The sequence below is a fragment of the Pseudomonas sp. NMS19W genome, assembly GCF_051554255.1.
GTDB classification, from domain to species: Bacteria; Pseudomonadota; Gammaproteobacteria; order Pseudomonadales; family Pseudomonadaceae; genus Aquipseudomonas; species Aquipseudomonas kribbensis.
In genome coordinates this window covers 4707201-4721929 of sequence record NZ_CP136718.1, presented here as the reverse complement: position 1 = coordinate 4721929, position 14729 = coordinate 4707201, and the positions used below count along the sequence as shown (strand labels likewise).

Genomic DNA, 14729 nt, shown 5'->3' with positions numbered 1-14729 from the left:
TAGAAAACAAGCCTTTTTAGTGGCAATATTTTGTTTTATCTACAACGAGTGACCTGAATCAACTGGTCCGAATGGTCAAGGAAACCGCCCGTCATCCCACACGTGCGGGCGCTTTGGTCAGCATAGACAATCAGGTCGCCACATCCGTTAGCCTGGAGTTCTACACATGCATCCCCGCGTTCTTGAGGTCACCGAACGGCTTATCGCCCGCAGCCGCGCCACGCGTCAGGCTTACCTTGCGCTCATTCGCGGCGCCGCAACCGACGGGCCGATGCGCGGCAAGCTGCAATGCGCCAACTTCGCCCACGGCGTGGCCGGGTGTGGCAGCGAAGACAAGCACAGCCTGCGGATGATGAACTCGGCGAACATCGCCATTGTGTCGTCTTATAACGACATGCTTTCGGCGCACCAGCCGTACGAAGTCTTCCCGGAGCAGATCAAGAACGCCCTGCGCGAAATCGGCTCGGTCGGCCAGTTCGCCGGCGGCACGCCTGCCATGTGCGACGGCGTGACCCAGGGCGAGCCGGGCATGGAGCTGAGCCTGCCGAGCCGCGAAGTGATTGCGATGTCGACGGCGGTGGCGCTCTCCCACAACATGTTCGATGGCGCGTTGATGCTCGGCATCTGCGACAAGATCGTGCCGGGCCTGATGATGGGCTCCCTGCGTTTCGGTCACCTGCCGACGATTTTCGTACCAGGCGGGCCGATGGTCTCGGGGATTTCCAACAAGGAAAAAGCCGACGTGCGGCAGAAGTACGCCGAAGGCAAGGCGACCCGCGAAGAGCTGCTGGAATCGGAAATGAAGTCCTACCACAGCCCGGGCACCTGCACCTTCTATGGCACCGCCAACACCAACCAGTTGCTGATGGAAGTCATGGGCCTGCACTTGCCGGGCGCTTCTTTCGTCAACCCGAACACGCCGCTGCGCGAGGCCTTGACCCGCGAAGCCGCGCATCAGGTCACGCGCCTGACCAAACAGAACGGCAACTTCATGCCGATCGGTGAAATCGTCGACGAGAAGGCGCTGGTCAACTCGATCGTCGCGCTGCACGCCACCGGCGGCTCGACCAACCACACCCTGCACATGCCGGCCATCGCCATGGCGGCGGGCATTCAACTGACCTGGCAGGACATGGCCGACCTCTCCGAAGTCGTGCCGACCCTGAGCCACGTCTACCCGAACGGCAAGGCTGACATCAACCACTTCCAGGCGGCGGGCGGCATGTCGTTCCTGATCCGCGAACTGCTCGAAGCCGGCCTGCTGCACGAAGACGTCAACACCGTGCTCGGCCACGGTTTGAGCCAGTACACCAAGGAGCCGTTCCTCGATAACGGCAAACTGGTGTGGCGCGAAGGCCCGACCGAAAGCCTCGACGAAAACATCCTGCGTCCGGTGGCCCGTGCGTTCTCGGCAGAGGGCGGCTTGCGGGTGATGGAAGGCAACCTCGGTCGCGGCGTGATGAAGGTGTCCGCCGTGGCGCTGGAAAACCAGATCGTCGAAGCACCGGCCATGGTGTTCCAGGATCAACAGGATCTGGCCGACGCTTTCAAGGCCGGTTTGCTGGAGAAGGATTTCGTCGCGGTGATGCGCTTCCAGGGCCCGCGTTCCAATGGCATGCCGGAACTGCACAAGATGACGCCGTTCCTCGGCGTGCTGCAGGATCGCGGCTTCAAGGTCGCGCTGGTGACGGACGGGCGCATGTCCGGCGCCTCGGGGAAAATCCCGGCGGCGATCCATGTCAGCCCCGAAGCTTATGTCGGCGGCGCTTTGGCTCGCGTGCAAGAGGGCGATATCATCCGCGTCGATGGCGTCAAAGGCACCCTGGAACTCAAGGTGGACGCCGCCGAATTCGCAGCGCGCGAACCCGCCAAAGGCCTGTTGGGCAACAACATCGGCAGCGGTCGCGAACTGTTTGGCTTCATGCGTTTGGCCTTCAGCTCGGCAGAGCAGGGCGCCAGCGCCTTCACTTCTGCCCTGGAGACGCTTAATTGAAACTGGCTTTGGTCGGTGACATCGGAGGCACCAACGCGCGGTTCGCGTTGTGGAAAGATCAGCAGCTCGAATCGGTGCAGGTGCTGGCCACGGCCGACCATGCCAGCCCGGAGGAGGCGATCAGCCTCTATCTGAGCGGGCTCGGCCTGGCGCCGGGCGCCATCGGTTCGGTGTGCCTGTCGGTGGCAGGTCCCGTCAGCGGCGATGAGTTCAAGTTCACCAACAATCACTGGCGGCTGAGCCGCAAGGCGTTCTGCCAGGCGTTGCAGGTCGAACAGTTGCTGCTGGTCAACGACTTCTCCGCCATGGCGTTGGGCATGACCCGATTGCAGCCCGGCGAGTTCCGCGTGGTCTGCGAAGGCGAACCGGAGCCATTGCGTCCAGCGGTGGTGATCGGTCCGGGCACCGGCCTGGGCGTCGGCACTTTGCTCGACCTGGGCGAAGGGCGGTTTGCCGCGCTGCCGGGGGAGGGTGGTCACGTCGACCTGCCGCTGAGCAGCCCGCGTGAAACCCAGCTCTGGCAACACATCCACAACGAAATCGGCCACGTCAGTGCCGAGACCGCGTTGAGTGGCGGCGGCTTGCCTCGGGTGTACCGGGCGATCTGCGCGGTGGATGGCCACGAACCCAAACTCGACACGCCGGAAGCGATCACCGCAGCCGGCCTCGCCGGTGACCCGATTGCCCTGGAAGTGCTGGAGCAATTCTGCTGCTGGCTCGGTCGCGTAGCCGGCAACAACGTGCTGACCACTGGCGGTCGCGGCGGGGTGTACATCGTTGGCGGCGTGATTCCGCGCTTTGCCGATTTCTTCCTCGAAAGCGGTTTCGCCCGCAGCTTCGCCGACAAGGGCTGCATGAGCGATTACTTCAAGGGGATTCCGGTGTGGCTGGTAACCGCGCCGTACTCAGGTCTCGTCGGTGCAGGAGTGGCGCTCGAACAATCCGGTAAATGAACATTCCCACGCCGAGCGTGGGAACCCTCGGCACATCAGGCATAATCCGCCCAATTCCAACAACAAGGATGCCTTCGAAGTGAGTTCAGTCAACAAGTCGATTTTGTTGGTCGATGACGACCAGGAGATACGCGAGTTGCTGGAAACCTACCTGACCCGCGCGGGTTTTCAGGTACGGGCCACGGCCGACGGTGCCAGTTTCCGCCAGGCGCTGAACGAGGCGCCAAGCGATCTGGTGATCCTTGATGTGATGCTGCCCGATGAAGATGGCTTCAGCCTGTGCCGCTGGGTGCGCCAGCATCCGCGTCAGGCCCAGGTGCCGATCATCATGCTCACCGCCAGTTCCGACGAGGCCGATCGGGTGATCGGTCTGGAGCTGGGGGCCGACGACTACCTCGGCAAACCTTTCAGCCCCCGCGAACTGCAAGCCCGGATCAAGGCCCTGTTGCGCCGTGCCCAGTTCGGTCAGGAACGCAGTGGCAGCGAAGTGCTGGCGTTCGATGAGTGGCGACTGGACATGGTCAGCCATCGGCTGTTTCACACCGACGGCGAGGAAGTGATTCTGTCTGGCGCCGACTTCGCCTTGCTGAAACTGTTCCTCGATCACCCCCAGGAAATCCTCGACCGCGACACCATCGGCAACGCCACCCGTGGCCGCGATCTGATGCCCCTCGATCGTATCGTCGACATGGCCGTCAGTCGCTTGCGCCAGCGTCTGCGCGACACCGAAAAACCGCCACGGCTGATCCGCACCGTGCGTGGCAGCGGCTACCAACTGGCAGCCAATGTGGTTGCCGGCAATGGTCACTGAGTTTCTGCGCAACACCGCGCGCAAAGTGCCGATGCCCCGTTCGCTGCTCGGGCGGATGTTGCTGCTGACGTTGCTGGCGGTGTTGTTCGCCCAGACGCTGTCCAGCGTGATCTGGGTTTCCCAATTGCGCGCAACCCAGCTCGAAGGCCTGGTCACCAGCGCCCGCAGCCTCGCCCATTCGATGACCGCCAGCGTCAGCTATTTCCGCTCGCTGCCGGTGGCTTATCGGCCGTTGGTGCTCGATCAGTTGCGCAGCATGGGCGGCACCCGATTTGTGGTGACGCTGAACGACAAACCGCTGGGCATGGAAGTGTTGCCGGTTACACCGCGCAAGGCAGCGGTGCTTCAAGCCGTGGATGAAGTACTGCGTCAGTCTCTGGGCCAGGATACCGACATTCTGGTGACCTTCGTCAGCCCCGATGACCTGCGTATCTTCAACGCCGGGTTGAAACTCGACGAGCTGCCACGCTCCTGGGCGCACTACGCGCTGACCCTGGAACCGGTGAATCCGCCGGTACTGGTGACCCAGATCCAGTTGGCGCCGGGTGAATGGCTGTACATCGCCTCGCTGTTGCCCGAGCCCTACACCAGTCTTGAAGAGCAGGGCCTGCCGACGCAGCAGGTGTGGTTCATTGTATTCACCAGCGGATTTCTGTTGCTGTTCATCGGTCTGCTGGTGCACTGGCAGAGCCGACCGCTGAAGCGCCTGGCGCGGGCGGCGCGGGACTTGTCGCTGGGCGCCGACGTCGAGCCGGTGGCCGAGGGCGGCGGCAGTGAAGTGGTGGAAGTGGGTCGCGCCTTCAACACCATGCGCGAGCGCATCAGCCGTTACCTGACCGAGCGCAGCCAGTTGTTCAGCGCGATTTCCCATGACCTGCGCACGCCGATTACCCGCCTGCGTCTGCGGGTCGAACTGCTGGAAGACGAACAGCTGCAAACCAAGTTCGGCCGTGATCTGGATGAGCTGGAGCTGTTGGTCAAAGGCGCGCTGCAATGCGTCAAAGACACCGACATCCACGAAAACATCGAGCCGGTGGATCTCAACCATGTGCTCGACTGTCTGGTGGAGCCGTATCTGGCGCCCAACGGCAATGGCCGCGTGACCCAACAGGGGCGTGCGCTGGCGGCGTATCCGGGCAAGCCGCTGGCGCTCAAGCGCTGCATCGGCAACCTGATCGACAATGCGCTGAAGTACGGGCAGAACGCTCATCTGCATATCGATGATGACGAGAGTGCGTTTGTCCTGCACGTTGATGACGAAGGGCCGGGCGTACCGGAGCAGCGGCTGGAGCAGGTGTTCGAGCCGCACTTCCGCCTGGCCGGGCAGCAGCAGGGGTATGGGCTCGGGTTGGGGATCGCCCGCAACATTGCCCATAGCCATGGCGGTGAAGTGACGTTGCAGAATCTGCGTGAAGGCGGGTTGCGCGTGACCCTGCAATTGCCGCGGTCGGCGGACTGAGTCAAAAGCTTGCCCTCACCCCAGCCCTCTCCCGGGGGGAGAGGGAGTCGACCGAGGTGTGCGGCGCAATATATCGACCTGACAAACCGAGTCGATTATGGATTCAGCGCAAATCGTTCAGGTCGGTGAAATTCTCCAATATTCCCCGTTCGGCCCCCTCTCCCTCCGGGAGAGGGCTGGGGTGAGGGTTGCTCTTTTGTCACGACTCGGTGACAAAACCTGCCCCCTTCGTTACAAGCCAACCCCGGCCCGTTGTTTAGACTGCCCGCAGTCATAACAACAAAAAAGGCCTTCCATGGATCACTTCAATCCGGGCTTCAGCAGTTGGCTGAACGCCCCTGCCCACCAGCAATGGCTCGCCGACGAAGGCCTGCGCCTGCTGGCGTTTGCCAAGGCTTCACGACTGCCCGAAGGCTTCGGCAATCTTGATGAGCGCGGCCAGCTCCAGGCCGGCGCGCAAGCCGAAACCATGAACACCGCGCGCATGACCCACAGCTTTGCCATGGCCCACATTCAGGGCCTGCCAGGATTCGCCGAGCTGGTCGACCACGGCATTGCGGCCCTGCGTGGCCCGTTGCGTGATGCGCTGCATGGTGGCTGGTTCGCCGTCGCCGAACACCGCGACGGCAACACCGGCAAGAACGCCTATCTGCATGCTTTCGTGGCCCTCGCGGCCAGTTCCGCCGTGGTCGCCCAGCGTCCCGGCGCTCAGGCATTGCTGGATGACGCCATCGACATCATCGACACCTATTTCTGGAGCGAAGAAGAGGGCGCCCTGCGCGAATTCTTCAATCGTGACTGGAGTGAAGAAGAAGCCTATCGCGGCGCCAACAGCAACATGCACGCCACCGAAGCGTTCCTCGCGCTGGCCGATGTCACCGAAGACCCGCGCTGGCTGGTGCGTGCGCAACGCATCGTTGAACGGGTAATTCACGGTCACGCCGCTGCCAACGATTATCTGGTGATCGAACATTTCGACCGCGACTGGCAACCACTGCGCGAATACAACCAAGACAATCCCGCCGACGGATTCCGCCCCTACGGCACCACACCGGGCCACGGTTTCGAGTGGGCGCGGCTGTTGCTGCACCTCGAAGCGGCGCGGGTCCAGGCCGGCATGCTCACGCCGGGCTGGCTGGCCACCGATGCGCAAAAGCTGTTCGAGAACAACTGCCGGCATGGCTGGGACGTCGATGGCGCCCCGGGCATCGTCTACACCCTCGACTGGGACAACAAGGCCGTGGTGCGCCATCGCCTGCACTGGACGCATGCCGAGGCCAGCGCCGCCGCCAGTGCGTTGCTCAAACGTACCGGCGATGCGCAGTACGAATCCTGGTACCGGCTATTCTGGGAATTCTGCGAAGCGAATTTCATCGACCGCTGCGACGGCAGCTGGCATCACGAACTCGACCCGCAGAACCGTCCAAGTGCCGATATCTGGGCGGGCAAACCGGATCTGTATCACGCCTGGCAGGCGGTACTGATCCCGCGTCTGCCGCTGGCGCCGAGCATGGCGACTGCGCTGGCACAGTTGTCCCGGCCCGTTCCTGTGTAACCATGCGGTGACATTTGCGCGTCCCTTCGTTACCTGCGAGGGGAAACGTCCTGTTTAAACTCGTGTGCAGCGCAAGCACCAGACTTGCATGCATAACAACAAGAAAGGTACATCTCAGATGAATGCGATTTCTCGCCTCGCTACTGTCATTTCTGTCGCCTCCCTGTTCCCGCTCGCTGTGCTGCCCCTGAGTGTTTCCGCTGCCGAATCCAAAGGTTCGGTGGAAGTCGTGCATTGGTGGACGTCCGGTGGCGAAAAAGCCGCCGTCGATGTGCTCAAGGCACAAGTGGAAAAAGACGGTTTCACCTGGAAAGACGGCGCTGTCGCCGGTGGTGGCGGTGCGACCGCCATGACCGTGCTGAAAAGCCGTGCGGTCGCCGGCAACCCGCCGGGCGTAGCCCAGATCAAAGGCCCGGACATCCAGGAATGGGCGTCCACCGGTCTGCTCGACACTGACGTGCTGAAGGACGTTTCCAAGACCGAGAAGTGGGACAGCCTGCTCGACAAGAAAGTCTCCGATACCGTGAAGTACGACGGTGATTACGTGGCCGTGCCGGTGAACATTCACCGGGTGAATTGGCTGTGGATCAACCCGGAAGTCTTCAAGAAAGCCGGTATCGCCAAAGCCCCGACCACTCTCGAAGAATTCTACGCCGCCGGCGACAAGCTGAAGGCTGCGGGCTTCATCCCGCTGGCCCACGGCGGTCAGCCTTGGCAGGACAGCACCGTGTTCGAAGCGGTCGTGCTGTCGGTGATGGGCGTTGATGGCTACAAGAAAGCCCTGGTCGACCTGGACAACGCTGCCCTGACCGGTCCGGAAATGGTCAAGGCCCTGACCGAGCTGAAGAAAGTCGCGACCTACATGGACGTCGACGGCAAAGGTCAGGACTGGAACCTGGAAGCGGCCAAGGTCATCAACGGCAAGGCCGGCATGCAGATCATGGGTGACTGGGCCAAGTCCGAATGGACCGCCGCCAAGAAGGTCGCCGGCAAGGATTACGAGTGCGTAGCCTTCCCGGGCACCGACAAGGCGTTCACCTACAACATCGACTCGCTGGCCGTGTTCAAGCAGAAGGACGCGGGCACCGCGGCCGGTCAGCAGGACATCGCCAAAGTCGTGCTGGGTGAAAACTTCCAGAAAGTCTTCAGCATCAACAAGGGCTCGATCCCGGTGCGCAACGACATGCTCGCCGACATGGGCAAGTACGGTTTCGACTCCTGCGCCCAGACCGCTGCCAAGGACTTCCTGGCAGACGCCAAGACTGGCGGCCTGCAGCCGAGCATGGCGCACAACATGGCGACCACGCTGGCCGTACAGGGTGCGTTCTTCGATGTCGTGACCAACTTCATCAACGACCCGAAAGCCGACCCGGCCGACGCGGCGAAGAAACTCGGCACTGCCGTCAAGGCTGCCAAATAAGCGGTAGCGACGAGCTGCAAGCTACAAGCTGCAAGACAAGCGCGCTGTTCTGCCTGTCTTGCAGCTCGCAACTCGCAGCTGCTCTTCTCTTTTCTTATTGGATCTTCCCATGAGTTCTGTTGCTGTGTTCAGCAAGGCCTCGCCGTTCGACGCATTGCAGCGCTGGCTACCGAAACTGGTGCTGGCGCCGAGCATGTTCATCGTTCTGGTGGGCTTCTATGGCTATATCCTCTGGACGTTTGTCCTGTCGTTTACCACGTCGACCTTCCTGCCGAACTACAAGTGGGCAGGCCTGGCGCAATACGCGCGACTGTTCGACAACGACCGCTGGTGGGTGGCGAGCAAGAACCTGGCCGTGTTCGGCGGCATGTTCATCGCGATCACTCTGGTGATCGGCGTGACGCTGGCGATTTTCCTCGACCAGAAAATCCGTCGCGAAGGCTTTATCCGCACCATTTACCTGTACCCGATGGCGCTCTCGATGATCGTCACCGGTACCGCGTGGAAATGGCTGCTCAACCCGGGTATGGGCCTGGACAAATTGCTGCGGGACTGGGGCTGGGAAGGCTTCCGTCTCGACTGGCTGATCGACCCGGATCGCGTGGTGTATTGCCTGGTGATCGCGGCGGTCTGGCAAGCTTCGGGCTTCATCATGGCGATGTTCCTCGCCGGCCTGCGTGGCGTTGATCAGTCGATCATCCGTGCCGCCCAGATCGACGGCGCGAGCATGCCGCGCATTTACTGGAAAGTGGTGCTGCCAAGCCTGCGTCCGGTGTTCTTCAGTGCGGTGATGATCCTGGCGCACATCGCGATCAAGAGCTTCGACCTGGTGGCGGCCATGACGGCCGGCGGCCCGGGTTATTCCTCCGACCTGCCGGCGATGTTCATGTACTCGTTCACGTTCAGCCGTGGGCAGATGGGCATGGGCTCGGCCAGTGCGATTCTTATGCTCGGTGCGATCCTCGCGATCATCGTGCCTTACCTGTACTCCGAGCTGAGGACCAAGCGTCATGACTAGTCTCGCCTCCAAACCGGCCATCAGCCTGAGCCGCATCGCGATCTACGCGGTACTGATCCTCGCGGTCCTGCTGTATCTGGTACCACTGGTGGTCATGCTGCTGACCAGCTTCAAGACCCCGGAAGACATCTCCACCGGCAACCTGCTGAGCTGGCCGACCGTGGTCAGCGGCATCGGCTGGGTGAAAGCCTGGGCCACCGTTGACGGCTACTTCTGGAACTCGATCAAGATCACCGTTCCGGCCGTGATCATCTCCACCGCCATCGGTGCGTTGAACGGCTACGTGCTGTCGTTCTGGCGCTTCAAGGGTTCGCAGCTGTTCTTCGGCCTGTTGCTGTTCGGCTGCTTCCTGCCGTTCCAGACCGTGCTGCTGCCGGCGTCGTTCACCCTCGGCAAGATGGGCCTGGCGAGCACCACCACCGGCCTGGTGTTCGTGCACGTGGTCTATGGCCTGGCGTTCACCACGCTGTTTTTCCGTAATTACTACGTGAGCATTCCGGATGCGCTGATCAAGGCCGCACGCCTGGACGGTGCCGGGTTCTTCACGATCTTCCGGCGGATCATCCTGCCAATGTCGACCCCGATCATCATGGTCTGCCTGATCTGGCAGTTCACCCAGATCTGGAACGACTTCCTGTTCGGTGTGGTGTTCTCCAGCGGTGATTCGCAACCGATCACGGTGGCGCTGAACAACCTGGTCAACACCAGCACCGGGGCCAAGGAATACAACGTGGACATGGCGGCGGCGATGATCGCCGGGCTGCCGACCCTGCTGGTCTATGTGGTCGCAGGCAAGTATTTCGTGCGCGGGCTGACGGCCGGCGCAGTCAAGGGGTAATCATGGCTACGCTCGAACTTCGCAATGTAAACAAGACCTACGGTGCCGGTCTGCCGGACACCCTGAAGAACATCGAACTGTCGATCAAGGACGGTGAGTTCCTGATCCTTGTCGGGCCGTCGGGCTGCGGCAAGTCGACCCTGATGAACTGCATCGCCGGCCTGGAAACCATCACCGGCGGCGCGATCATGATCGGTGACCAGGACGTCAGCGGCATGAGCCCGAAAGATCGCGACATCGCCATGGTGTTCCAGTCCTACGCGCTGTACCCGACCATGAGCGTGCGCGAGAACATCGAGTTCGGTCTGAAGATCCGCAAGATGAGCCAGTCGGCCATCGACGAGGAAGTCGCTCGCGTCGCCAAACTGCTGCAGATCGAGCACCTGCTCAATCGCAAGCCGGGCCAGCTCTCCGGTGGTCAGCAACAGCGCGTCGCCATGGGCCGTGCCCTGGCGCGTCGCCCGAAGATCTATCTGTTCGACGAACCGCTGTCCAACCTCGACGCCAAGCTGCGCGTCGAGATGCGCACCGAAATGAAACTGATGCACCAGCGCCTGAAAACCACCACGGTCTACGTGACCCACGACCAGATCGAAGCGATGACCCTGGGCGATAAAGTGGCGGTGATGAAGGACGGCATCATCCAGCAATTCGGTACGCCGAAAGAGATCTACAACGACCCGGCCAACCTGTTCGTGGCGAGCTTCATCGGTTCGCCGCCGATGAACTTCATCCCGCTGCGCCTGCAACGCAAGGACGGCCGTCTGGTGGCGCTGCTCGACAGCGGCCAGGCCCGCTGCGAGCTGCCCATGGCGATGCAGGACGCCGGTCTCGAAGACCGCGAAGTGATCCTCGGCCTGCGCCCGGAGCAGATCGCGCTGGCCAACGGCGAGGGCAATGGCCTGCCGAGCATCAAGGCTGAAGTGCAGGTCACCGAACCGACCGGTCCGGACACGCTGGTGTTCGTCAACCTCAACGACACCAAGGTCTGCTGCCGTCTGGCCCCGGACGTGGCGCCGCAGGTGGGCGAGACCCTGACCCTGCAATTCGATCCGTCGAAAGTGCTGCTGTTCGACGCCAAGAGCGGCGAGCGCCTGGGTGTTGCCGGTCTGCCGAAGACCGAAGCGCACAGCGCCAACGTCGCTCAGTTCAAGGGTCGGTAAGAAATCAATGCGGGAGTGGGCGCGCCCATTTCCGCAGGGGATGTAAACCGCGTTGGAAAAAAACAGTTAATAACAATAAAGACGAGGATGTAGGGATGAAAAAGAAACACGTCAATGCCCGGTTGATCTGCCAAGTGTCAGCCGCGGCCGCATTGGTCATGGCCGGCAATGCCATGGCCGCCGATGCATTCAGCTCCGATTCCAAGTGGATGACGGGCGACTGGGGTGGTGAGCGGACCAAGCTGATCGAGCAAGGCATCGACATCAAGGCTGACTACGTTGGGGAAATGGGCGCCAACCTGCATGGCGGCTACAACGACGACAAGACCGGCCGCTACAGCGACCAGTTCGGTCTGGGCGTGGCCCTGGACCTGCAAAAACTCTGGGGCTGGGACAACACTCAGGCCAAGATCCAGCTGACCAACCGTAACGGTCAGAACATTTCCAACGACCGCGTTGGCGACCCGCGTGCCGGCACCCTGTCTTCCTCGCAGGAAGTCTACGGTCGTGGCCACATGGTGCGTCTGACCCAACTGTGGATTCAGCACCAGTTCTTCGACAACAAGCTCGACGTCAAGGCCGGTTACTTCGGTGAAGGCGAAGACTTCAACACCTTCCCGTGCGACTTCCAGAACCTGGCGTTCTGCGGCTCGCAGGTCGGTAACTGGGCGACCAACATCTGGTACAACTGGCCCGTCAGCCAGGCCGCGATCCGTGTGAAGTACAACATCAACGACGAGCTCTACGCGCAGATCGGCGCGTACAACCAGAACCCGTCGCAGCTGGAACACGGCAACGGCTTCAAGCTCAGCGGCAGCGGCACCGCCGGTACCGTTCTGCCGGTCGAGCTGGTCTGGTCGCCGAAGGTCAACAGCCTGCCGGGCGAATACCGCGTCGGTTACTACAAGAGCACGGCTGATGCCGCTGACGTCCGTGAAGACATCAACGGCAACGACGCCGCAACCACCGGCAATGCCTACCGCACCCACAGCAGCAAGCACGGCTACTGGTTCGTTGCGCAACAGCAACTCACCAGCCACAACGGTGATGCTTCCCGTGGTCTGAACATCGCAGCCAACGCCACGTTCCACGACAAGGACACCAACTTCATCGACAACTACCAGTCGGTGATGTTTGTCTACAAAGGCCCGTTCGACGCCCGTCCGAAGGATGACGTCGGTATCGGCGCGGCGCGTATCCACGTCAACGACGACGTGAAGAAAAACGCCGAGCTGCTGAATGCTTCCAACGGTGTTTCGGACTACGACAATCCGGTGTTCTCGCCGATTCGCGAGACCGAATACAACTACGAGATCAACTACGGCTTCCACGTTACCAACTGGCTGACCGTGCGTCCTAACCTGCAATACATCACTCACCCGGGTGGTGTGGATCAAGTGGACAACGCTTTGGTCGCTGGCCTGAAAATTCAGTCTACGTTCTAACGCGTCTGCGATAAGCTCCTCTCTATGTGCGCATATTTGCGGACAGCCCTGGCTGTCCGCTTTTTTTTGGAAAGGGTGTCGCAGCCCATGAAAGTTGAATCTGGAACCGTGGCCCATGCATGAGCATCCGCTGCAACGCTTCTTCAAATCCTTGCGTGAACGACCGGTGTTCGCCTGGGAGCGCTATCAGATGCGCGATGTGCTGGTGATCGACCATCCGCTGTGTCAGGCGGTGTTCAGTCGTCAGGGTGCGCAGTTACTGCACTTTCAACCGCGCGGGCAAAAACCGTGGCTGTGGTGCGCGGCGAAGTGGCCGCACGTCGGCGCAATCCGTGGCGGTGTGCCGGTTTGCTGGCCGTGGTATGGCCGCCATCCGAGCGAAAACGCGTGGCCGTCCCATGGCTGGGCGCGACTGCTGGACTGGAAACTGCTCGACAGCAGCACCGCCGATGACGGCGTGCGCCTGCATTGGCAATTGCAGCTGTGCGACTGGCAGGTGGACCTGCACGCGCACCTGGGCGAACGCATGGAATTACGCCTGAGCACCGAGCATCAGGACGACATGCCGTGCCAGTTGAGCCAGGCTTTGCACGCTTACTGGCGTATTGGTGATGTGAGTGAGATAGCGCTGTCTGGGCTCGAAGGGGCGCAGGGTTACGACCAGTTGAACCGTGAAGTCTGTCAGCAGGAAGGCGAGTTGCGGGTCGACGGCGGCTGTCAGCGCGTGTTCCAGCATGACGGCGAATTACAGCTCAAGGATCACGCCTGGCAGCGCGAGCTGTGCATCGATACCGGCGAGAGTGCGGACACGGTGGTCTGGCATCCAGGGGCGCGGCCGTTGTTGGGTGTGAGCTGGGATGAGATCTCGGAATTTGTCTGTGTCGAAGCGGCGGCGGGGGGCACCGACAGCCTGCATCTGGCGCCGGGGGAGAAGGCGCATTTGAGTTTGCAGGCTTGGGCTGGGGTTTGAGTGTGTCAGTCCCACCGCTGCCCTCACCTAGCCCTCTCCCAGGGGGAGAGGGGACCGATTGGGGGATATTCAAGAGATTCACCGAATTGAACGAATGTCTTTGAATCCATAATCGACCCAATCTTTCAGGTCGATGTATAGCGCAAGACACTTCGGTCAGTCCCCTCTCCCTCCGGGAGAGGGTTAGGGTGAGGGGCTTTTGATCTTCAGTTGAACTCGTCACCCACCGGATACCGGCTGGCATTCAAGCTCTCTTTGATCTTGCGCAAATGCGGCTGGAAATCCACTCCACGACGCAAGGTCATCCCCGTCGCCAGCACATCCAGCACCGTCAACTGAATGATCCTCGAAGTCATCGGCATATAGATGTCGGTGTCTTCCGGCAGCGGAATGTTCAGGCTCAGGGTACTGGCCTTGGCCAGTGGCGAGTTCTCGGCGGTCAGGCCCAGTACCGAAGCGCCATTCTCCCGGGCGATGCGCGCCACTTCCACCAGTTCGCGGGTGCGGCCGGTGTAGGAAATGATCACGAACAGCTCGCCGGTGTGCGCCACCGAAGCAATCATTCGTTGCATCAGCACATCGGCGTGGGCTGTGACGGCCAGGTTGAAGCGGAAGAACTTGTGCTGCGCATCCAGCGCCACCGGAGCCGAAGCGCCGAGGCCGAAGAAGTGGATCTGCCGGGCCTGGATCAACAGGTCGACGGCGCGGCTGATCAGGTTCGGGTCCAGTGCCTGGCAAGCGCTGTCGAGCGAGGCGATGGCGCTGCCGAAAATCTTCTGGGTGTAGGCCTCGGGATTATCGTCGGCTTCCACCGCGCGGCTGACGTAAGCCGCACCGCTGGCCAGGCTCTGGGCCAGTTGCAGCTTGAGTTCGGGGTAGCCGCTGACGCCGAACGAACGGCAGAAACGGTTGACCGTCGGTTCACTGACCGAGGCGGCCTGGGCAAGGGCGGCGATGCTGAAGCGGGTGGCCTGCTGCGGGTTGAGCAGGATCACTTCGGCGACTTTGCGTTCGGCCTTGTTCAGCTCTTCAAGGCGACTCTGGATCTGTTCCAGTAAATTTCGCACGCGGTCCATAAGAATTCCTAGATTCACCGGCGCCGAT

The 14729-nt window shown here is 61.6% G+C and carries 12 protein-coding genes; 11 read left to right on the top strand and 1 reads right to left on the bottom strand.

The window, feature by feature from the left end; translation table 11 throughout:
• Positions 1–166: 166 nt before the first annotated feature.
• The 11 genes from edd (at position 167) to R1A29_RS21540 (ending at position 13625) form a co-directional block, all read left to right on the top strand.
• Positions 167–1993: a phosphogluconate dehydratase gene (gene edd, locus R1A29_RS21590; RefSeq protein WP_064383733.1), complete on the top strand. Its 1827-nt coding sequence runs from the start codon at positions 167–169 to the stop codon at positions 1991–1993.
• On the top strand, positions 1990–2946 hold the full coding sequence (locus R1A29_RS21585; RefSeq protein ID WP_085709649.1) for a glucokinase: 957 nt from the start codon (positions 1990–1992) through the stop codon (positions 2944–2946). The genes edd and R1A29_RS21585 overlap by 4 nt, the downstream gene beginning before the upstream one ends.
• A 79-nt stretch (positions 2947–3025) precedes the next feature.
• A complete protein-coding gene (locus tag R1A29_RS21580; protein ID WP_025112821.1) occupies positions 3026–3757 on the top strand; it encodes a response regulator in 732 nt (243 codons plus the stop codon).
• Between the two features lie 31 nt (positions 3758–3788).
• Complete coding sequence (locus tag R1A29_RS21575; protein ID WP_162803532.1) at positions 3789–5216, top strand: ATP-binding protein; 1428 nt, start codon at positions 3789–3791, stop codon at positions 5214–5216.
• Between the two features lie 295 nt (positions 5217–5511).
• Entirely contained in the window at positions 5512–6771 is a 1260-nt protein-coding gene (locus tag R1A29_RS21570) for a D-mannose isomerase (RefSeq protein ID WP_438299512.1), read from the top strand.
• A gap of 118 nt (positions 6772–6889) precedes the next feature.
• Entirely contained in the window at positions 6890–8191 is a 1302-nt protein-coding gene (locus R1A29_RS21565; RefSeq protein WP_438299511.1) for an ABC transporter substrate-binding protein, read from the top strand.
• A gap of 109 nt (positions 8192–8300) precedes the next feature.
• Positions 8301–9209, top strand: coding sequence for a carbohydrate ABC transporter permease (locus R1A29_RS21560; protein ID WP_085709653.1), 909 nt, complete (start codon positions 8301–8303; stop codon positions 9207–9209).
• Complete coding sequence (locus R1A29_RS21555; RefSeq protein ID WP_085709654.1) at positions 9202–10047, top strand: carbohydrate ABC transporter permease; 846 nt, start codon at positions 9202–9204, stop codon at positions 10045–10047. Before R1A29_RS21560 ends, R1A29_RS21555 begins: the two co-directional genes overlap by 8 nt.
• Before the next feature lie 2 nt (positions 10048–10049).
• Positions 10050–11210 (top strand): ABC transporter ATP-binding protein, encoded by a 1161-nt coding sequence (locus tag R1A29_RS21550; RefSeq protein WP_085709655.1) that lies wholly within the window; start codon positions 10050–10052, stop codon positions 11208–11210.
• A 95-nt stretch (positions 11211–11305) separates the two neighbouring features.
• Positions 11306–12655 (top strand): carbohydrate porin, encoded by a 1350-nt coding sequence (locus tag R1A29_RS21545; RefSeq protein ID WP_119427878.1) that lies wholly within the window; start codon positions 11306–11308, stop codon positions 12653–12655.
• 115 nt (positions 12656–12770) lie between these two features.
• Entirely contained in the window at positions 12771–13625 is an 855-nt protein-coding gene (locus R1A29_RS21540; protein ID WP_438299510.1) for a D-hexose-6-phosphate mutarotase, read from the top strand.
• A 206-nt stretch (positions 13626–13831) separates the two neighbouring features.
• Here R1A29_RS21540 and R1A29_RS21535 read toward each other — a convergent pair whose 3' ends face one another.
• Positions 13832–14692, bottom strand: a complete 861-nt coding sequence (locus R1A29_RS21535) for a MurR/RpiR family transcriptional regulator (protein ID WP_169842436.1) — start codon at positions 14690–14692, stop codon at positions 13832–13834.
• Positions 14693–14729 lie beyond the last annotated feature (37 nt).